Source organism: Nocardia neocaledoniensis, from assembly GCF_003182135.1.
Classification (GTDB): domain Bacteria; phylum Actinomycetota; class Actinomycetes; order Mycobacteriales; family Mycobacteriaceae; genus Nocardia; species Nocardia neocaledoniensis.
This window is the reverse complement of sequence record NZ_QGTL01000006.1, coordinates 304,937-326,291: the sequence shown is the minus strand read 5'-3', so window position 1 is coordinate 326,291 and position 21,355 is coordinate 304,937. Positions and strand designations below refer to the sequence as shown.

Annotated in this window: 11 protein-coding genes; 9 read left to right on the top strand and 2 right to left on the bottom strand. The window is 63.7% G+C overall.

The genetic code is table 11. The features are described from left to right. The first annotated feature begins 12 nt into the window (after nucleotides 1-12). Both DFR69_RS19000 and DFR69_RS18995 read left to right on the top strand, forming a co-directional pair. Nucleotides 13-210, top strand: coding sequence for a hypothetical protein (locus DFR69_RS19000; RefSeq protein WP_110038920.1), 198 nt, complete (start codon nucleotides 13-15; stop codon nucleotides 208-210). 20 nt (nucleotides 211-230) lie between these two features. Beyond that, a complete protein-coding gene (locus DFR69_RS18995) occupies nucleotides 231-1,631 on the top strand; it encodes an amidase (RefSeq protein ID WP_244198349.1) in 1,401 nt (466 codons plus the stop codon). 164 nt (nucleotides 1,632-1,795) lie between these two features. Here DFR69_RS18995 and DFR69_RS18990 read toward each other — a convergent pair whose 3' ends face one another. Then, nucleotides 1,796-2,143: a histone-like nucleoid-structuring protein Lsr2 gene (locus DFR69_RS18990; RefSeq protein WP_110038919.1), complete on the bottom strand. Its 348-nt coding sequence runs from the start codon at nucleotides 2,141-2,143 to the stop codon at nucleotides 1,796-1,798. A gap of 1,429 nt (nucleotides 2,144-3,572) precedes the next feature. On the opposite strand from DFR69_RS18990, the gene DFR69_RS34045 reads away from it, so the two are divergent. The 4 genes from DFR69_RS34045 (at nucleotide 3,573) to DFR69_RS18975 (ending at nucleotide 13,994) form a co-directional block, all read left to right on the top strand. Further along, nucleotides 3,573-4,277: an HIT family protein gene (locus DFR69_RS34045; RefSeq protein WP_146229347.1), complete on the top strand. Its 705-nt coding sequence runs from the start codon at nucleotides 3,573-3,575 to the stop codon at nucleotides 4,275-4,277. A gap of 530 nt (nucleotides 4,278-4,807) precedes the next feature. Then, nucleotides 4,808-7,954, top strand: a complete 3,147-nt coding sequence (locus DFR69_RS18985; protein WP_146229346.1) for a type 2 lanthipeptide synthetase LanM family protein — start codon at nucleotides 4,808-4,810, stop codon at nucleotides 7,952-7,954. Between the two features lie 461 nt (nucleotides 7,955-8,415). Continuing rightward, nucleotides 8,416-11,952 (top strand): DEAD/DEAH box helicase, encoded by a 3,537-nt coding sequence (locus DFR69_RS18980; protein WP_208644011.1) that lies wholly within the window; start codon nucleotides 8,416-8,418, stop codon nucleotides 11,950-11,952. 821 nt (nucleotides 11,953-12,773) lie between these two features. Continuing rightward, complete coding sequence (locus DFR69_RS18975; protein WP_146229345.1) at nucleotides 12,774-13,994, top strand: styrene monooxygenase/indole monooxygenase family protein; 1,221 nt, start codon at nucleotides 12,774-12,776, stop codon at nucleotides 13,992-13,994. A gap of 326 nt (nucleotides 13,995-14,320) precedes the next feature. Here the strand turns inward: DFR69_RS18975 and DFR69_RS18970 are convergent, their stop codons facing one another. Continuing rightward, on the bottom strand, nucleotides 14,321-14,935 hold the full coding sequence (locus DFR69_RS18970) for an RDD family protein (RefSeq protein WP_110038916.1): 615 nt from the start codon (nucleotides 14,933-14,935) through the stop codon (nucleotides 14,321-14,323). Nucleotides 14,936-15,623: 688 nt separating this feature from the next. Here DFR69_RS18970 and DFR69_RS35295 point away from each other — a divergent pair. The 3 genes from DFR69_RS35295 to DFR69_RS18960 all read left to right on the top strand — a co-directional run bounded on the left by DFR69_RS35295 (nucleotide 15,624) and on the right by DFR69_RS18960 (nucleotide 21,233). Further along, on the top strand, nucleotides 15,624-16,172 hold the full coding sequence (locus tag DFR69_RS35295) for a DUF6283 family protein (RefSeq protein ID WP_222596483.1): 549 nt from the start codon (nucleotides 15,624-15,626) through the stop codon (nucleotides 16,170-16,172). Nucleotides 16,173-16,348: 176 nt separating this feature from the next. After that, entirely contained in the window at nucleotides 16,349-17,542 is a 1,194-nt protein-coding gene (locus DFR69_RS34040) for a hypothetical protein (RefSeq protein ID WP_146229344.1), read from the top strand. A 712-nt stretch (nucleotides 17,543-18,254) separates the two neighbouring features. Further along, the gene (locus DFR69_RS18960) at nucleotides 18,255-21,233 is read left to right on the top strand and encodes a DEAD/DEAH box helicase (RefSeq protein WP_110038915.1); all 2,979 of its coding nucleotides are present in this window, start codon (nucleotides 18,255-18,257) and stop codon (nucleotides 21,231-21,233) included. Nucleotides 21,234-21,355 lie beyond the last annotated feature (122 nt).

Genomic DNA, 21,355 nt, shown 5'->3' with positions numbered 1-21,355 from the left:
CGGGAGTGCGCAGTGAACATCAATCCGAATCCTCGCCCGACAGCCCCGGTTGATGAACTGTCGCTGTTCGCCCGATTGCCCTTGGCCGCTGACCGGCACGCAATCGTCGGGGCCACGCTGGATGTGGTGTATGAAAACGTCGACTGCCTCGGGGAAATCGAGCTGGGAGATACCTTCCCGGCGACCGCGTTCGATGCGCGGTGGAGGTGACAGCGGTGCGCCCTTGCGAATTGACGCTGACAGCGGCCAGCGAGGAGATCGCGGCCAAACGGCTCTCTCCCGTCGAACTGACCGAGTCGGTACTCGAGCAGGTGGAACGGCACGAGGACGCGGTCGGTGCCTTCGCGGCGCTCACCGCTGAAACTGCCTTGGAGCAGGCCGCGCTCGCGACCGAGGAACTCGCGGCGGGCAGTCGGCGCGGAGCGCTGCATGGCATACCGCTCGGGGTCAAGGCTCTGGTCGACCGGGCCGGCGTTGAGACAACGTCGAGTTCCCGCACTCGACGCGGTCATATTCCCCGCGCCGATGCCGCAGTCGTCGAGCGGCTCGATCGTGCGGGCGCCGTGTTCATCGGACAGACACACAGCCACGAGTTCGCCTACGGTGTGGTCACACCGACGACGCGCAACCCGTGGAATACCGATCACATTCCGGGCGGGTCGAGCGGTGGTTCAGGCGCGGCACTGGCGGCCCGGATGGTCCTGGGCGCGATCGGCACCGACACCGCCGGCTCCATCCGGATCCCGTCCGCCGTCTGCGGCGTCACCGGGCTGAAGCCGACATACGGGCGGGTATCGCGTTTCGGCACCACAACGCTGAGCTGGTCTTTGGATCACATCGGGCCGATGGGGCGCACTGCGGCGGACACCGCCCTGCTGCTGCAAACGCTCGCTGGCTACGATCCCCGCGATCCCGCCTCCGTCGATGTCGTCGTGCCCGACTATGGAGCAAGTCTGGATGCCGGAGTTCGCGAGCTGACCATCGCGATCCCCAGTAACTACTTCTTCGACCGGATCGACGCCGAGGTCGAGGCGGCGTTCAGAGCTGCGGCCGAGACATTGGAGGCGCAGGGCGCTCGGCTCAAAGAGGTCCGCTTGCCAATGACCGATCAGTGCATGCCCATCGAGTACGCACTGCTCGTCGCGGAGGCCAGTGCCTATCACCAGAGCAACCTGCGGAAGCAGAGCGACCTGTACGAAGAGGACGTGCGGGTGATGCTCGAGGCAGGGGAGATGCTCCTGGCCACCGACTACATCCGGGCTGTGCGCGGCCGCCTGCTCTTGCAGCAAGCATGGCGGGAGGCGTTCGACGAAATCGACGCGGTATTGGCACCCACTTTGCCAGCCCCGGCCGCCCGGGTCGGCGAGGACGCGATCGCTTGGCCGGACGGTGTGATTGAGCCGTTGGTCAATGCCTATGTGCGTACCTGCGCGCCCGCGAACCTGACCGGTCTACCGGCGATGTCGGTGCCGTGCGGGATCACCACTTCCGGACTCCCCATTGGGATGCAAATCATCGGTAGGCCCTTCGACGAATCAACAGTCCTGCAGATCGGATGCGCGTACCAGGCAGAGACCGAGTGGACCGGCCTGGTCCCCGGACTCGACGGAGAAGCCTGGTTCTATGCGTAGGCTGCATCCTCCGCAGGCTCCTTGGTGGCCGCGTCGGCGGGATCTTCCTGAATTCCGCGTAGACTTCTGAATTCGACATCCTCACCGCCGTCTAAGAGCTTGCGGTGAGGATGTCGAGACGTTGGAGGCAGGCTGGTTTCGGCTCGACTCCGATTCGGTGATGGTCAGGCAACGGCCTGGTTGTAGGCGTCCACAACCTCGGCGGCGATGCGGCCGCGCGCGGAAACTTTGTGGCCGTTTTCAGCTGCCCAGGCCCGGATCGCGGTGAGGTCGTTGCGGTTTCGAGGATGCGTCGTCGGTGCCGGAGTGTTTCGGCTGGTGGACTTCGCCGTGCGGCCGGTCTTTCGTGCGCATGTAACCCATTGCGCCAGGCTGTCCCGGAGCTTGGCCGCGTTGCTGTCTGAGAGGTCGATTTCGTAGAGGGCACCATCGATGCCGAAGGTGACTGTTTCAGTAGCGGGTGTGGAACCGTCGATGTCATCGACTATTTTGACGACCACTTTGCGTGCCATGGGGCTTGTTCCTGTCTGCTCGAGGTATGGGCCAGTGCTCCGGCTTGGCGAATCCAGCGTCTGGACCACTATCTCACGTCTGAATTGCTCACGTAAATCGCGGGTTTCAGCGACCGTTGGCAGCGGGCCAAGGTGATCGGCAGTCTAGGGTGGCAGCGCGCTTGGATGTTGCGCATCCCGCATGCCTGGCTCAACCATCGAGCACACGGGGGTTGCCCGAGAAGAGGGTCTTATCTCATGCCGCGGAGAGCAAGTCGGAAGTGTCAGGACGAGCCGGAGTTTGCAGGGGTTCGTGCTTGTCGAACGAGACGGTGATCACGTTTCAGTCCGTGTCGCCCTGTATCCGACGCAATGCTGCCCCGTGCACCACCATCCTGCTCGACGCAGATGGAGTGTGGTGGACCATCATCGGCACTCCGAGACCTCTTTGGCGCCGTGGCGTTGTTGCTGTCTCGAGTATGCGGCCTGGACCGTCTTCGACGGTTTGGGGTGTAGTGGATACGGAGCAAGAGATCCTCAGCGGCACAGCACTTCATCGAGAGTGCTCGCCGATCGCGCTCTGACGGTGTCCGGAGCTGAAAGGCTCGGCGCACGAGCAGGTCGTAATCGATGGGGCCGCTCTCGAACTTGGCGCGGAGAGCTGTATCCGGGATGGGTTGCTGTCGAGATCGCCGGCCAGCAACAGTGCCTCGATGCACGCAGGCGGGCATCCTCGCGACCCGGGACGTTCAGCTTCTCGCGAGACCGCTGGACAAGGAGTACGGGCACGCATGGTTGCGTGAGTCAAGTCCTCAACGCTTCACAGGGGCGATTTCGGGTGGTGCTCGCGATTGGCACCCCGTGACACATCCGATGAAGGGCTGCGCCAGTTCAATTCGACCACGACCCGGCTGTCCGGCGGGGTCCGCGCGCAGATCGTGTCCAGACAGGTCGGTACGTCAGGAAGCTTGGTCGACGTCGTCAGGCCGACTCGGGACGATAGTCGTATCGGCGGCAATACTATCGAGACCCGGCTGTGTGGACTGTCAGCGCGCGCGGACATAGCCTGGTCGGGATGAGGGACTGGTTTCGCCGCTGATCGCTTGGCCGAACGACAGTGTGGCCGTTTCACGTTCGGGTTGCGGTAGGGGCCTTTGGAACGCAGTGGTGCGAGCGAGTCTGGAACGCAGGGAGGGCGCGGGGCGCGATGCTGGGGACAGGGATAGTAAAGGCTCTGCTGCACGCGACCGAAAAGCTGGACTTCGAGGCGTCTCGCGTGACCCGCCACCTCGCCGCGCCCGTCCGTGGCGATCGAATGGGCGCGCGGTTTCTTGTGAGCGTGGGTCGCTCATACACTCGTGTCGACGAGTTGAGCGGGGCGCACGTAGCGCACTCCCACGATCGAAGTGGGACGCGCTGGGAGGTGAATCCGGTACGGCACAACATTTCCGTGCATGGCGCCGACTCCAGGCACCATATTCCCGGGTTTTCCGTACCTGACTGGACCTGGGATGAGAAGAATGTCTACCGTCGTTGGGACGGTGCAGTTGCTGTGCCACCGGACGACGCTCTCACCGAGGGGCACCTCATCGTTGTTGCCGACGGTCCATCCGGTGCCTCGGTGGAGGCCAGAGTGGCCTACGCCGCCGAACTCGCTGCTGAGCATTCGGCTGCCAATGTCATCACGTGCCGTCGGGGGTTGGGTTCCGACTTCGGGCCTGTCCACGTGATGCCGCGCACACGTGATGACGGCCTCAAATTGCATTGGTCTAAACAGCAAGGCGGGAAGATTCACGACAAACTACTACCCGAAGAACCTTGCATATTCGACAAGATCATCGACGGCAACATACCCGCTGAAGTGACCAAACGCTGGGACAACGGGATGGCATTCGTGCCGCTGGACCCCGTCAAAGATGGTAAACACCAACTGGTCGTCGCCACCGAGCACACACGTGATATCGGCGCCCGTGTCGGCCACGATGGGACTTCAGGCCCGGATATCGCCGCCATGACAATGAGAAACTTTGTGGACCTGACCCGCGACATGGTCACTTCCCGCGGTGTGGAAGCAACTCAATCTGCTCCTCATACCCACTTCCACGCGGTCGAACGCGACGAAGGTGACGGCTTGGAATTGATGACCAGCCCCTGAAAGACGTGCCTTTCGTTGGCAACCGCCGGACCGATGCGGCACTGCTGGTCAGTGCTTTGCGGGAGGAGCCGGGGCCGATGACGCTGGTCAGTTCGACTGTGTTCACTCGTGGCGGGCAGGCGGCCGGGTCTCGTAGCCGGTAGTCTCCCGCCGAGTACGCGCCGGTGTCTGCGATGGTCACCTCGAGTACCGCCCGGCCCTTCTGGGACTGCGAGAATTGGCAGCCAGCGGCTTGCTGCCCAGCTGTGGGAATAGACGTGTCAGGTCGGCGGCGTAACGTCAGAGTGGGCGATGAGCCCATCGCCCACTAGCGAAGCCGAAGGATTGATGCACATGTCCGGTGTTGCGGTTCAGGAGACGGCTCGAGTCGGATTCGACGCGGCTGGGGACCTCGAAGACGAAGTCCTGGAATTCATTCGGTTGCAGGATATGCAGGCAACCTCACTCGCCACTATTCACACGGCGTTCTCTTCGTTCCCGACCTGCTGCTCGTAGCAGGACGACGCGCCGTGGCAACGGACAGTTCTTCGGTGAATCCCGTTGAACGGTTGGCGAGGTGGCGCAAGGGGATTCCGTTCCAAGTGGGCGGCTCGAACGGCACTGCGGAATGCGGTGCCGTTCTGAGTGGAGAAGAGCTGTGGCAGTTGCGTCTGACGACAGCCGATCTCGATGAACAGCGGCTGCTGGCATTGCTGACGGAGCCGATGCCTCAGGCGCTGGACGCGATCTCGGAGTCGCTGTGTGAAAACCCCGACAGCCCTTGGGATCAAGAGCGACCGTTTCTCGTGACGGTCGGATGCCTACTCGAGCGGGCATACAGAAACGTTTGCGCGCGTATGGACGAGCTGCTGGTCGACACGGATAGCAACGTGTCGTCTGTTTTCGCCGATCGGGAAGAGTTGGTGAGGGACCTTGTGCGAAACTCGCTGGCCGTGCGACTGGACACGATGCTGCACCGCAGCATGGTGGCGGAGCTCGCCAAAGAGCACGCGGCGAACCCGTCCGTTGCCAAGGAGCCTGCTGATCGGTTCGCCGAAGCCGTCGCGCGATTCACGGAGCCCGGGAGACGCCGCGCGTTGTTCGACGAGTTCCCGCTATTGGCGCAACGCTTGCACACCGTTGCGGAACTCTGGCAGGCGTTCGCGGTGGAACTTCTCGAACGGCTCGTCACCGACCTGCCCGAACTCCTGACAACGCTCGGGGCGCCTGCATCCCTCGGGCATCTGGCAACTGTTCGAGCGGGGCTGGGGGACTCGCATCGGAGCTCCCGGTCGGTTGCGGTGATCGAATTCTCCTCCGGCTGGAAGGCCGTGTACAAACCCCGACCGTTCGGCGTCGACGCGCATTTCCAGGATCTGCTCGAATGGGTGAACGAGCGGACTGACGGATTGAACCTTCGCACCGTGCGATGTTTCGATCGGGGCGACTACGGCTGGATGGAGTACGTCCAGGCCTGGCCGTGTACAGGGTCCATCGAATTGCGCACCTTCTATCGGCGCCAAGGCGCGCTGCTGGCGTTGCTCTATGTGTTGCATGCCAGCGACGCCAACGCCGAAAATCTGATCGCCGCAGGTGATCAGCCGGTCTTGATCGACCTGGAGACCCTGCTGCAACCGCGTCTCGAAGTCTTGCGATCCGGCAATCGGTCGGTGGCAGAGACCGCCGCAGACGAGCTGTTCGGAAGCTCGGTGATCCACGCAGGCCTGTTGCCTGCCGGCCCCTACGGCTGGGCAGACCGATCGGGGATGAGTGTTCAGGACGGGGCGGGGGCGAGTTCGATTCGCATCCCACACGTCGAAGCCCCCGGCACCGACCGGATGCGGATTCGACTGCGCAAGGCGGCGGTGCCGCGCGGTGACAATCAACCCGACCACGTTGTCCGACTGCGGGACTATGTGGATTCCGTCCTCGTCGGATTTACCGAGGTGTACACGCTCCTCGGGCGCAATCGAGACGCGTTGACGCGCCAGGACGGGCCATTAGCTGCGTTTCGCACGGACCAGGTCCGCGTCCTCCTTCGAGACACGAGCACCTACGGACTGATTCTCGGGATGTCGTTTCATCCTCGACTGCTACGGAACCGGTGGGATCTGGAGGAACACTTCGACCTGTTGTGGCGGGAGGTCGCCACCAAGCCAGGACTGGCCGCGGTGACCGAGAGCGAGCGACGTGCGTTGTGGGCTGTCGACATTCCCGCCTTCGACGCGCGAGTCGATGGCACCGAGGTTTTGGATGATCAGGGCGCTGTTGTCCTGGACACCGGTGTGACCTCCGGTTGGCAATTGCTCAACGAGGCACTTGAGCGGCTCGGTGACGAGGACCTCGCGCGGCAGATCTGGCTGATCCGGGCATGCATGTTGAGCAACGGTGTTCGTTGGGATGAACCCGTCGCGGTCGCGCGCGACGCACACGCGCCAGCTGCGACGCCGATAGACGACGAGCCGTTGTATGGGGTGGCGCAGGCCGTGGCTGAGCGCCTGGTTGATCTGGCAGTCGGCGATTCCGAGGGCGCGGTCTGGCTCGGCGTCCGGACCGGCGCGGAGACCAATTGGCAGGTCGGAGTAACGGGCCCGGACCTGTATGCAGGGGGACTCGGCATCGCGCTGTTCCTTGGTCACTATGCGGAGGTCAGCGGTGACGCCGAGTACCGCGATCTGGCGCGGCGAGCGGCCGGTGCCGCGGTACAGCAACTTCGCCGCGGTCGATTCGGCCGTGGTACGGATGTGCTGGGTCTGATTGGGCTCGGCGGCGCGGTGTACGCGCTCGCGCAGCTCGGTGCGTTGTGGGCGGACGATGGCTTGATTGCCATCGCGCGGTCGCTCGTGGCCGCGATGCCGCCTTTGATTGCTCGCGACGAGGACTTCGCAGTGATCGACGGCGCCGCAGGCGCGTTGCTCGGCGCGGGTACTTTGTCCCGGATCAGCGGCGACGCAGACATTCTCGATGTCATTCGTGACGCGGCCGATCGGCTGCTGACGGCCCAGGGTGCGGGGTCGGGGAACGCGGCGTGGATGCCGCGGCGCATGCACGAGCTCGGCCTCGTTGAGGAGCCGCTGGCAGGTTATGGTCATGGCGCGTCCGGAATCGCCTCGGCACTGGTATGTGCGAGCGAATTGCTCGGGGACGAGACCTATCTCGATGCGGCCCTGTTGGCAGTGGACTACGAACGGCGGTTGTTCGAGCCGAAACATGGTAACTGGCGCGATATTCGGCGGTTCTCCGGACACGAAGGTCCTGCCACGGAGAAAGTCGGCGACTGGACCGATACCGAAGGCAACACCATCGCCTGGTGTCACGGTGCTGTCGGTATCGGCCTCACCCGCCTACACATCCTGAGACACTGTGCCGACGACGGCGTGGAGTCCGACATGGTAGCGGCGCTGGAGACGACTCTGCGGAGCGGCTTCGGCAATGGAAATTCGCTGTGCCACGGTGACTTCGGCAGCTTGGAACTCGCTGTGACTGTCGCTTCCGATCGTGCGGACGGAGAGCTGTGGACGCGGTTGCGCCGACACGCGGCAACAGTCGTCGACTCGATCACCGAGGAAGGTTGGCGTTGCGGCATTCAGCGCGATCTCGAGGTGCCGGGTCTATACAACGGTCTGGCGGGAATCGGGTTCGGTGCTCTTCGGGTGAGCGCCGCTCCGGGTGTGCCCAGCCCTTTCCTTGTGCCTTGAGACCAAACGAGGTTCGTCGCCCTGAATATTCTCGTCGACGTTCGGACCAGACGGACCGCGAGCCCGGTTTGAGGTCGACAGGCCGGTATAAGCGGAAATGACGCGGGTCGAGTCACCGCGATCACGGCACCCGCCAACAGGCCGGAGCCTGCTCCAAGCGCGGCTGGGCTGGTCGTGTGAACGAGGCGCTTCGCGTGTGGTCCAGTTGCCACGGGTCGACTGTCGTGCAGCCGGTCCGGCTTCGGTCGCGACGACGGCCGCGGAGTCTACTGTCGTTTGGATTGAAGCACCTGCTGCCGACCTACCCTCGAACACCCTGCGGGTAGTGGACAGGCGGAAGACCTGCGTCGACGCGACCTCGGGCCGAGTGTGTCGGGTGGTTGACTGTCGTCTCCGACTTGCGCTCGACCGGAATATGATGGACTGCGGTGGGAAACGGTGCTGTGGAGGGGAGGCTGCGGATGGCGTTCGGCGTCGACGCGAGGCGTGCCGGGATCGTCGATTTCTGGTTGACCACGGAGATGTTCAACCCGCAGAAGGTGGACAAGGTCGACCAGGAGCGTCTGATGTTCGCCCTGAAGGACGGCCAACCTCTGCCGTGGGAGCCTGGACACGAGCTCGCCGGTCGGGGCCTGCGACCCAACCAGGCGTGGCAGCACATCGTCTACCTAGGCATCTACCAGCTCGAGAGGGCCGGCGAGTTGCTGGCCTCGGTATTCGAACCGGACCCGGAGAGCTACGACGAACGACCGGGTGGCGAAAGTGCCCTGGCGGCGTTCGCGGTCGGCGAGGACGGGCGAGCGATCGATGACTCCGTGGTGTTGTCGAGCTGCGGCTGGGCCGTGGCTACGGTCCTGCGGGAGGGGCCGGACCGGGATTGGGTGGCCGAATTCCAGGATTCGTCGATGGATTTCACCCGCGACTGGTTGAAGATCGTCACCGCGCCGGAATCGGCGCAACCGCAGCAACCGCAATCGGAATCAACGGCGGGACAAGCGCCGCCAGTGCCGTCCAAACAGCCGGAGCGGCGCGTCCTGGACGTGGACATGCTCGTCAAATGTCTGGAGACAGCTGCGGCAACGATCGGAATCGGCGCAGCGTTACCCCATGCGGAGATCCGGATCCAGAGCAAAGTCGTCTCGCGCAAGGCCTCCGGGCGCGCCGGCGAGACCGACTTCCTCAACAGTTTCCTGATGCAGGATCTTCGACTGGTGGCCGAAAAGGTCGGCAAGGCCGACATCGGGCCAGCGTTGGCGCACTATCTGCTGCCCATGAGCGAGATCCGGTCGTCGGCAAGGATCGACGTGCGCAACGACCTGGAAGCGGTGGCGGCCAGGACCGCGCCGCAGGCCATCCCCAGCGGGCGGTGGCTCAGCGATCCCACGCACGCACTCGCGTTGAATCAGCAACTGGCAGTCAACACCGCGCTGACCATGCCCGACACCGGGATCGTCGGTGTGAACGGTCCACCCGGGACGGGCAAGACGACGATGCTGCGCGACCTCGTCGCCGAGATCATCACCCACCGCGCGAAGCGCCTGGCCGCTCTGTCCGACCCGGCAGACGCGTTCCTCGAGCAGGAACGGCGATGGAAGACCGGTCAATACACGCGGGTGGTCCGCGAGTGGCGACCGGAGCTGACAGGGTTCGAGATGGTTGTCGCCTCCGCGAACAACGGCGCAGTGGAAAACGTCACCGACGAGATCCCCGCCGCGGACGCGATCGCCGACTGCTGGCGCGACAGTGCCGCAGAGATCGAATATTTCGCAGAGATCGCCTCGGCCCTGCTGATGCCGAAGGACCCGCCGCCACCTCCGCTGACCGACCCGCTGACCGGGTGGGCACTGGTGGCCGCCCGCCTCGGCAACAAAGACAACCGTTCACGGTTCGCCGACAGATTCTGGTACCACAAGCCAGACGAATCCGTCGCCGCCGGTGACACCGAGCCCGCCAGAGATTGGCGCGGCATGCGGCTGGTGCTTGAGGAGTTCGGACAGACCCTCCCCGCGCTGACCTGGACACAGGCGCGAGCGGAATTCACCCGGGCCGTCGAGCGGGTCGAGACCCTGCGACTCTCCAGGGCCACAGCCCACCAGAACATCGAGCGCCAGACACGCAAGCAACGGGAATTGGCCGGACTGGATGAAATGCACCCGGCGGTGGCTCGGCGCGTTGCCGCGGCGCGTCAGCGCGCCACTGCGGCGGCGGAGTCCGTTGGAGTGCTCGAGCTCGAGGCCGACAAGCTTCGTCGAGTGCGTGTGGAGGAGGCCGAGCGTGCCGTTCGCGAACGTGTGGCCATCGCCGAACAAACTCTGCAAACCCGACAGGCCCACGCCGACCGGATCAGAGACGGGCGCTTGGCAGCAGCGAAACGCGAAGTCGAAGCCCGGGAATCCGAGCTTCGACAGCGATGGGATGCCCGCGCCGCACATCAAACAGCCCGACCGGGCCGGTGGAAAACGGTGTGGACCCTGGGCGCCGCGCGCGGCGACTGGCGTCAGCACGCCGCCTGGCTCGCCACCGAATACGCAACCGCGCAACAGGACCGTCAGCAGGCGCAAGACCGATACGACGACATTCAGTCAGAGCTCGACCGCGCAAGTGACGCCGTCGAACAAGCGCGTACCGCGCTGGAATCAGAGCAGGCGCTCGCCGCCGGAGTCTCCCACCTCGCGTTCACCCACGCACCCCTGGAAACCGCCCGCTGCGACCTCGCCAGCGCGGAGGAAGAACTCGAGCAAGCCCTACATGCTGAAAGAGTCCATGACGCCGCCAGGTCCGCCTGTGCGCGCGACCTGGCGACGCTCGCACAACAACTCGACGATTCGGCTACGTCCCTGGGACGGTACTTTCCGGGCAGCGCCTGGTGGCACGACCGCGAAGCACGAGAGGTGACCGCCCCGTGGACCGATCATGAATGGAACCGTGCACGCAGCGAGTTGTTCCTCGCCTCCTTGACCCTGCATCGAACGTTCTTGCAGCATTCCGCGCAGATTCTGCAGCGAAACCTGCAGGCCGCCATCGACATCCTGGTCGGCGCAGCGCCGGCGAACATCCCGCCGGAGGCCGCCCAGGCTGCGTGGCAGAGCCTGTTCTTCGTGGTGCCCGTCGTGTCCACAACGTTCGCCTCCTACGGCCGGCTGTTCAGCCACTTGGGTCGTGAAGCACTCGGCTGGCTACTGATCGACGAAGCCGGGCAGGCCACTCCGCAGAGCGCGGTCGGCGCACTGTGGCGGACTAAACGCGCAGTTGTGGTCGGCGATCCGTTGCAGCTCGAACCGATCACCAGCCTTCCTTTCAGCGCCGAACAAGGAATCCGTCACGAGTTGGGCGTCGATGAACAATGGTCACCGAGCCGCACCTCGGTCCAGCGGCTCGCTGACCGGCTGACCGCCCTGGGTACCGAACTTCCCGATGCCGCCGGAAAGAACTGGGTCGGTGTCCCTCTGTCGGTGCATCGACGCTGCGACCAGCCGATGTTCGACATCGTCAACACGATCGCCTACGACGGGTTCATGATCAACGGCACCGGGTCAGGAGCCTCCGAGAAGTTCGCTGCCGACTACCCCACGCTTCCGGGATCGAAGTGGATTGATATCGTCAGCGACTACGCGCAGGGACATTGGATCCCTGACGAAGGCAAATACCTCGACCGGATCCTGCGCAGCCTGGCCGATCTCGACTTCGACATGTCCGAGGTCATGGTAGTCGGGCCGTTCCGCGATATCTCCCGCCAACTTCGTGCCCGCGCACGAAAATACCCAGGGCTGGTAGCAGGAACAGTCCACACCGCGCAAGGCAAGCAGGCCGACGTGGTGATCCTCGTGCTCGGCAGCAATCCCGCGAGCTCGGGTTCGCGGGCCTGGGCATCCAGCACTCCGAACCTGCTCAACGTCGCCGTGAGCCGGGCAAAGCGGCGCCTGTATGTCATCGGGAGCCGCCAAGCATGGGGCGGGCATAGATATTTCGGGACACTGGCCAAGCACCTGCCGTCGTAGGCGCACCTGATGCGCTGCAACGACCCAACTCTGCTCTGAATCGTCGCGCACCCGTCACCAGGGCGATCGCGGAGTCCCCTCACGGTGGCGCCTGCCGTGGTCGGCTCAACACAGGAGGACGCGAGAACGCCGCCGGTGGACCAGATCGGAATGTTCGAATTCCGGGCTGCCACAGGTCCACACCAGTACTCACCGACACGAGGAACGAGCAGTGCGCGTGGCGGCCGGCCGGCGATCTCGGCGAGCGGGCTCGCGTCGTTGTGCACGCGCAGGTCGGGTCGTGCCCGGAACGGTGGGCGATGCGGTTATGGAGCACCGCGGGGCGCGCAGTGGATGATGCGGATCTCGGCGCTCGACCACACGCAGCAGGTTCGGGGCTAGAGCTTGTCCTGGAGGCGGCTTCAGCGACAGTGCCGGCCCGCTGCTGCGGGCCGCTCGCCGCCAGCTCGGTGCCCTAGCGCCCTCGGCGGCGTGCGCACGCTTGCGCCGCCTCCGTGCCGCGACGAACATAAGGAACGCTCAGCGCGGCCATGCAGCGCTCGGCGAACACCCACCAGCCAGCCGCGTTCGAACCTCGCACATCAGTACACCTATATGCCAAAGGGTCCGAGTTCCACCCGTGGAGACCGGCCGCCGTCGCAGATAACTGGTGTGTGGGCCGGTCCAGAGACGCCGGACAGATCGACGAAGAACCGCAGACGCGAGCCGACAGCGGCCGCGCAGGTGATCACAGGCCGACTATGCGCAGCCGATACCGATGTGCTGGTCCTACCTATTCGCCGACGATCACACCAGGGGATCAGCCGAGAAAGGGCACGGTTATGGGTAGCATTCAGATTCTGGGAGCGGGTGAATGCGGACTGCCACTGGCGCATCGGCTGTTGCGAGGTGGTCTGCCGGTCACGCTGGTCGCCGCGCGCGACGCTGCGAGCGTTCTAGACGGTACGGTGACCAGCACTCAGCTCAAGTTCCCGCGCACCCTCGACCTGGAGGCCGATGCGGGACTTGGACATTGGCGTGCCCGGGCACCTGAGATCCGGGGCATCCGGCTGGCCATGGTGATGGAGGGTCAGCGGGTCCTGGGGTGGTCCGGTCGATTGAGCCGCCCGGCGCAGAGCGTAGATCAGCGCACCGTTTTCGCGCGGTGGCTCACTGACTACGTGGATGCAGGTGGGGAACTGGAGATCGCCGATCCTTCGACGGCCGAACTCGAGCGCCGGGCAGCTCGTGCCGATCTGACCGTGGTCACCCGCGCCTCTGCGGAGCTCGCCGCGTATTTTCCGGTCGACCCCGGATGGCCAGCGCCTGGGGAACCTGCTCGGCGGCTAGCGGTTTTCTACCTGGACGGTGTCGCGGCCGATCCCGACGGTTATGGCATGTATGTGTCGCTGCCCGGACTCGGCGAAGTCATCTCCTATCCGGGTTTCACCGGCGCGCCGGGGCAGGAACGGTGTTGCGAGATGCTCTTGATCGAAGCGCTGCCCGGGGGGCCGCTCGATGCCTTCGGTATGTATGAGTCGCCGGCCGAACGGTGGCGTCGGGCCGTACGGTTGCTCGGGGAGACGCTGCCCGCTGACCTCGCCGACCGCTATCGCGCGGCCGAACTGACCGACGGCGGCGCCGTCGCGGTCGGCGGCGTCACCCCGACCGTGCGGCGCCCGGTGGGAGTACTTCCCTCCGGGCAGCCAATCCTCGGCGGTGGTGATGTGGTGTGCCGGATGGACCCCGGCGGTGCGCAGGGCGCAAACAACGCGGCCCATTGTGCGGCTGACTACGCCTCGGCGATTTTGGCCGGTCCTGCGGGGCCGTTCGACCGAACCTGGATGGAGGCGGCCGCGGCACCCTGGCTTACCGGGACCGCTCATCCCGCAGCACGCTGGACAGACGCTGTTCTCGCTCCGCCGGCCGAACTGCAGCAGCTCCTGATGGCTGCCCAAGGAGACCCCGCGCTCGCGAACGCATTCGCTGACACGTTCGCTCGGCCCGCCGATCTGTCTCGCCTGCTCGCGCTGGGTGCGGAAACGAGTCAGCAGGTCGGATAATTTCGCGCGACCGGTCTCGGTCGGTTGCCGGATGTATGTTCCGACCGCGATGGGATCTCACGTCCGGACTTTGTGCGCCGACTGCGGTTCGGCGACCGACGAATGGCGGTGGGCTGGTCGACGGGAAGGAGCGCGTCGGCTACTTCGGTGGCGTTGACCTCGACGCTGTCAGGTCGGCAAGGCGCTCGGTGTGCTCCCCGCGCAAGCGGGGATGAGCCCATTGCTGGTGAGCTGCGTCAGATTAGCTCCACGCGCTCCCTGCGCGAATGTGCCCGTGCAGAAGCCGAAACCATGACCCACTGCGAGTCATTACATGTGCAGCGCCATCAACCTGCATCGCGGACGGGTGGGTTGTGTTTTTCGAAGTCGATGCGACCGGGAAGTGCCATCATCAGATCTTTTTTTAGTTCAACCTTACGTTTGGGAGCCCGGATCACACGAGTGCCGATGGTGAGGTCGTGGATGGCTCGACGGTCGTTGGCGGGGATGAGGGCCAGGACGCAGCTGACCAGAAATGAGCCGAAGGCAATCAACGCAACGATATTGAGGGTCGCGGACTCAGGGTAGCTGCCGGAGACTGACGTGAAGAAGAACGGCAGGAAGATGATCAACATGCGCCATGCGGCGGGACCTGATTCGAGGCGGGGGCGAGCCCAGGGGTCGGCGGGGATGACGCGTAGGCCGAGAAGTCCCTTGCCGATGGTTTGGCCGTCGCGACGCACCAGCATGAACACTTCGAGACCGATGTAGGCGGTGAAGTAGCACGCCCACGCTGCCACAGTGTAGACGCTATCTTTGTGCTTCTCGCCGACAATCGCGACGGCGACGAGAATGAGCGGGGTTGCGGGGACAGCAAGGAGGAAGGTTAGCGACAAGCAGACTATGAGGTCGATCAGGCGGGCGGTGAGTCGGCGCCAAAACGGTGCGCTGTGGTGTGGCATCTACCCTCATCACTGAATATCGATTGCGTTGGCTAAGAGTAACTCTGGGATCGCTGGAACCGCGAGGCTAGCAAATGTCCTCGGGTCAGAGGTTGGTTTCGACGGCAACTGCTGATGCTCACGGCGATGTCGCCGATCTTGGCCGTGTGGGAGAGCTGTTCGTGCAAGCCCTGTCAGCGCAGGATCCACAATATGTTGTCCCCGAAGGGATCTCGGATTGTGCTGTCACCTGCAGTGCTTCCCGGTCGACGTGTTTCCGCAAGGGTGTAAACGCGGACCCGGCTGCGCGGCGGATGTATGTGGGTAGGCACGGACCCCTCGGTGGAACATGTCTCGACTGCCTCCCGACGCAAAGCCTCGCCGACTCGGCGCCTGGCGCCGCCAGCACCGAAACTGTCGATGTCGCTCGACGTGCATGCGCAGGTATGCCCAGAAAGCATCGTTCGACGTCGGTGACGTGCGAAACCCATGGCCTGTCTGCGAATGCACGCAGCGAATGCCGTCCGTGCTCGACTTACAGTTGAACCCGAATGCCGTCATGGCGGTCAGACTGTCGCGCTGTGGTTGGCGTCCTCACTGGTCGGGGTGTACTCGGGGCCGCTTGTAGGGGTCACGGGTAGTTTGTGGCCGGGCTTCTGTGCAGTGAGGGTTAATCGTGGAAACCGGAGACACGGTCGGGCAGGACGAGATGGGCCCGCCGGCGCCGCGGCCGTGTGTGAGTTGTCCGTACCGACGCGATGTCCCCAGCGGGGTGTGGGAGCTCGTCGAGTACGAGAAGTTGCGTGCCTATGCCGGCGACATGGGTGTGCAGGCGCCTCATCTGTTCCAGTGTCACCAGACAGACGCGGGCTCACGTGTACGGAGGATGTGTGCCGGGTGGGTGGGCTGCCACGGCGGTGGTGAGTTATTGGCGTTGCGACTGGCGCTGATTCAGTCGCGGATCGGCCTGCGCACGTTCGAACAGGCGCAAGGACACGAGCCGCCGGTGCCGTTGTTCACCGCGGGTGGGGAGGCTGCCGAGCATGGACAGCGCGACTTCGACCAACCTGGATTGGATGCCCAACTAGCGATCCGGAAGGTCGCTCGAACTCGATCGGACCTGAGTATGGCTGACCCTGGATTGTTGGGTAGTCATGTGAGCGTGCCTTGTTGGCTGGCCCCAGCGGCGCAGCACTTCAGTGTGGACGCCGAGGCGGGCGGCTGCGGTTCGGGTGCGGCCGCACCGAGTGTGCCCTAGCGGGCAGCGAGCCAGTGTTCTTTCGGGGGTCGGGCAACGCGGCGGGGCTGTCGGGCCGACAGGTGACATTCGACGGGGTTGATCGCCTGGTTGGCGCACCGTGTCTCCCCGGAGCTGCCATGATGCTGCGCGCTTGGGATTCCGCGCTAGCGGGGGACACCGACTAGCCTCATGTTATGGTCTCGATCCTCCGACTGGATGATGCTGAAACGCGGAAGTGGGCATGGAGTCTCATCGATGAAGGCCGTCGAAAGATAGCAATTGAGCTGTTGGATGCCGACCGGGCGATTGTCGAACAAGGGGCAGTGCTGACGGTCTTCGTCGCCGAGCTGGAGAGTCTGTATCAGACCTCGTTCGCGAGTCGTTCACTTCGGTCAGTCGAGACGTCCGGGTTGGTGGTGGTCGCCGTCGGTCAGACGAAATCGGGCAGAAGGGTGAGTCAGGTCGACTGGCGGCACACGGTTAGTCCTGTTGCTGTACTTCGTAATCCGATACGGCTGGACGAACTCCTTGCCGACACAAAGTATGTGAATCTTCGGCAGGAGTTGGTATCGGGAGAGCGAGTTGTTCGCCTCAGGAGTTGGGATAGCGGTGGGTTTTTGTCCGCTCTGCTGGCCGCTTGCGACGACACGGATCGTGTCGGTACCAAGAGTGTCGTCCAAGCTACTGTGCGGGAGCCGGAATCTAGTCACGTGTCCAATATTCTTGCGCAAGAGCGCGATGCAACGATATCGGCAATGAAGATATCTGGAGTAGTCGACAGCTTGGCGGATTTGCAGTACGTCCCAGTAGACAGTGGAGACCCGACACCATTTCTGGGACGGGTTGAATCGCAGGGCTCGGGTGGCCGTGAACCTGGGGTGCCGCTGATCCGGCAACACGAGGACTCGATCATTGGGCTGGATGCGCGGAACCTGCTCGATTGGATCGGACGTGAAACCGACCACGCGGCGGCGATGGTCTTCAGTAATCGTGATGGGCGACAACTCACCGTGATCAACGCGAACCGGCTGGGGATTGAACAGGCTGTCGGCGCCGATCTCGTGTACTACAGTCCTAACTATCGAGCGTATGTCCTTGTGCAGTACAAGATGATGTCTGCTGGGCAGGGCAATCGAATTGATCCGTCCAACTGGAAATTTCGACCGGACAAGAAATTCCGAGACCAGTTGGTCAGGATGCGAAAAGTTGAAAGTAGTCAGCTCCAAGGTGAGGATTCTGGACCGGACCATGACAGCTATCGCCTCGGACGGTCGTTGACCTATTTCAAGTTCTGTCGGCACGACACTGGGCTGGACGCGAAGACTCAACTCATGAAGGGATCATACATATCGACAGAATTCGTCGACGTTCTTTTGGCGTCCACTTGAGGGCCTCGCGGTGGACATGTAGTCGATGGCGGAATCCTCCGGGATCGCGGCTTGGACAATGCCGCGTTTATTTCTCTCGTGCGCACATCTTTGATCGGATCTAGCGGTGCGACCTCGGACGAGCTGCAGCGAGTTGTCGCGGCCTCGCTTGCAGGAGATCGGAGTGTGGTATTTGCGATGCCGAATGAATATTCGGCGCTGTGAAGCGACCTTGCAACTTTCGTCGAAGCGTGACGAAGGCGCCTAACAAACCATCGGCCTGCGCGTTCGCAACGTCAACCACCTGCCATCGGCGTCGGCACTGAATCAACCGAGTACTAGGCTGTGCTCACCGAACTGCTGACCGCGCTATGTGGACCCGATGATCTCCTCAGATTCCTAGGGGCCCGCCGCCGGAGAATGACGACTCGACTGCCACGTGATGCGGTCACGAGCTACTCGCCGACCCAGGCCGCTTGGACGATAGCGCTCAAGCGTCCCTCGGTAGGGCGCGCTCCGAACGGTCCGACGGTGATGGCAAGCTCGTGGCGATAGTATGGCCACCGCAATCCGTCCGCTGCGCGAGGCGCGGCAGTCGTGATCCGTCGACGTGGTCCGGTCGGATAGGCTTGATCACCAGCACGGCAACAGCTTCCGATCATGTTGCCGGCAACTCTAGTGCTACTTTGGGGCAACATAGGAGATTGTTCTGGGCGCAATCGGAACGCGATCAGTGGAAGGCAACGAGCTGTGGTGGCTCCGGGAGGGGCCTGGCGCGCACGGTGATCAACCGAAGCCGCCACATGTGGTAGCGGCGCACCTGCGGAACCGCTTTGCTTTCATTGCCGACTCAGCTGAATGTAGGGGGCTGCGTGCCCCTCAGTTGGGTGCGCTACATGCGGTACTTGCCTATCGCTCGACGGAAGAGGATGACCCGATCGTGGTCGTGATGCCGACGGGGACCGGCAAGACCGAGACGATGCTGGCCGTGTTCTGCCACACCCCTACGACCACGATGCTGGTAGTCCCTTCGGATGCGCTTCGCACTCAGGCCGCGGCCAAGTTCACAACTTTGGGGGTTCTGCCTGCTATCGGTGCTGTGAGCGGCGACTTCTTCTGCCCGGCAGTGCTCGTGCTGTCCCGTGCGATCCACACCGCCGAACAAGCTTTTCAGCTCCTCGGCAGCGCGAACGTCATCGTCGCGACGGCCCAAGTGCTCCATGCATGCTCGGCCGAAGCGCGTGATGCTCTGGCTGAGGGATGTGGGCGGTTGTTTCTCGACGAGGCGCATCACACGGCCGCCCGGACCTGGCGTACGGTCGCCGACCTATTCAATGGCCGAGAAGTCGTTCAATTCACTGCCACGCCGTACCGCGAGGACGGTCGTCATATCGGCGGGCGGATCGCGTACACCTATCCGCTTCGGCTGGCTCAGAAGAACGGCTACTTCGCACGAATCAACTACCACTCCGTCATCGATCTGGCTGATCCCGACCGCGCCATAGCCGCAGCCGCGGTTGCTCAACTCCGCGCGGATATGGATGCAGGACTGGATCATCTGCTCATGGCCCGCGTCTCATCTGTCGAGCGTGCCAAAGCCGTGATCAAGTTGTACGAGGAGATGGCACCGGATCTGGGGCCGGTTCGGATCGACACCGGTCTGGCAGCGTCGACCCAGCGTGCGCGCCGCGACATGCTCAACAGCGGTTCGAGTCGGATCGTGGTGTGTGTCAATATGCTGGGTGAGGGCTTCGATCTGCCCAAGCTCAAGGTCGCAGCCATCCACGATCCGCAGCAGAGCCTTGCGGTCACCCTACAGTTCATCGGTCGATTCACCCGGCGCGGAGACGAATCCCTGGGCGACGCTTCTGCCTTCGTGCCTTTGCAGGTCAACGGTATTGACGAGCGGCTGCGAAAGCTCTATGGCGAGGACGCCGACTGGAACGAAGTCCTCTGCGACCTCACCGAACACAGTGTTGGATCGGAACGCGAGCGAAGTGAGTTCGAGGAGGCATTCAGCACGCTGCCGCGCGAGGTCGCTATGCGCAGCATCCATCCGAAGATGAGCGCGGTGACCTTCCAGGCAGACGCCGAATCGTTGGAATGGAACCCTGAACGGATCTACGATCTGTTCGAAGGCCGACTTCTGACCACGCAGCTGGGCATCAACCATCGAGACAAGGTCGTGTGGTGGGTTTCTTGCGAAGTCACGGCAGTGCGTTGGGGCGACTTCGCCAGCTTCAATGAGCCCGTCCACCACCTGCATGTCGTCCACGTCGACACCAGCAACGGCTTCCTCTACGTCAACTCGACCAATAACAAGTCCATGCATGAGGACATCGCCGAGGCCATCGGGGGAGCGGCGGCAAAACTGGTCAATGGTGAGACCGTCTACCGGGTGTTGGCCAAGGTCAAGCGTCGTATCCCCACCAATGTCGGGTTGCTGGACTCGGTCAGCCGCAATCGGCGGTTCTCGATGTATGTCGGCCAGGACGTGCTCAACGCCTGGCGAGGTGAGGGCGCTACGAAGATGAAGACCAACATCTTCGCCTACGGGTTCGCCGACGGCCGCGCGGTGAGCTTCGGTGCATCCCGCAAAGGGCGGGTGTGGAGCCACGCGCAAGCCGACGACCTCCACACGTGGGTTCGGTGGGTGCGTGATGTAGGTCCGGCGATCACGGACGAGTCGGTATCGCTCGAGTCGGTGATGTCAGGATTTTTTATCCCCGAGCCCGCCACAGCCAGACCCGAGTACGTGCCACTGGCGATCGAGTGGCCACACGACCTCGTCACCACGTCCAGCCAGGCGCGCAAGCTCGGCTACCGCGGCGAGCAGTACGCCTTGTTGGACACGGAGTTCCGGCCAACAGTCCAGAACTGCGAGGGCCCACTTCGCTTCGACGTGGTGACCCCCACGTGGAGCCTTGAGTTCGAGTTCGTCTTCGACCCCCAAGTGCCACCGACGATCCGTCCAGTCGCCGACGACGGTGAGTTCGTGAGCGCACGCGGGACGCAGAGCCTGGCCGAATATCTGACCAGTACGGGTCTGCTGGTGAGCTTCTCCGATGACGTGGTCATGCTCCCGCAGGGGATGCTGCTACGTCCGACCCGCGAGAAGTATCTGTATCCCACTGAACTGATCGAGGTGTTCGACTGGACCGGGATCAACCTCCGACGTGAGTCACGCGAGTCTGACACCGACACCACCGCGATTGCGCACCGGGTGCTCGAGGTCGTCTCTGCCGAAGCCGAGTGGGAGGTCGTCGTAGACGACGATGGCGCCGGTGAACTCGCTGACCTGGTGTTCCTGCGTCGGTTCGACGACCAGCTCGAAGTGCTACTGGTGCACTGCAAATACTCCAGCAAGGCGGATCCGGGCGCGCGGATCGACGATCTATACGACGTGTGCGGGCAGGCGATGAAGATGAATCGAGCGAAGTCGATGCCGGAACTCCTCACGCGGCGGCTACTTCGGCGCGAAGGTAACCGGCAGTCCGACGGGAGAAGCGGGATGGTGCGCGGTGACCTGCGACTGCTGGCAGAGATCGTCGACGAGGCCCGGTTCCGGAAGCTGTGTGTGCAGGTCGCGATCGTGCAGCCGGGAATGTCTCGGGCTGCTGCGAGTGTCGATATGCGGGCGCTCTTAGGGTCGGTGGAACGATTTCTCAGCGAGACCTACGCCATGCCGCTACGTGTTATCGGCAGCCCGTGACAACGCAGGCATGCTTAACGAGCGTAGGTGTGCACAGGCGGGCAACGCGACCACGTCGTCCCGATCTTCGGAGCCGCCGACGAACTGCCCCCGCGCGAGTCATCCAAGTGCTCCCGGTGCCA

Coding starts and splice junctions, on each gene's coding strand:
- DFR69_RS18970 (WP_110038916.1), bottom strand. CDS start 14,935: ATGCCACACCACAGCGCACCGTTTTGGCGCCGACTCACCGCCCGCCTG.
- DFR69_RS34040 (WP_146229344.1), top strand. CDS start 16,349: ATGGTCTCGATCCTCCGACTGGATGATGCTGAAACGCGGAAGTGGGCA.
- DFR69_RS18975 (WP_146229345.1), top strand. CDS start 12,774: ATGGGTAGCATTCAGATTCTGGGAGCGGGTGAATGCGGACTGCCACTG.
- DFR69_RS18980 (WP_208644011.1), top strand. CDS start 8,416: ATGGCGTTCGGCGTCGACGCGAGGCGTGCCGGGATCGTCGATTTCTGG.
- DFR69_RS18990 (WP_110038919.1), bottom strand. CDS start 2,143: ATGGCACGCAAAGTGGTCGTCAAAATAGTCGATGACATCGACGGTTCC.
- DFR69_RS35295 (WP_222596483.1), top strand. CDS start 15,624: ATGGGCCCGCCGGCGCCGCGGCCGTGTGTGAGTTGTCCGTACCGACGC.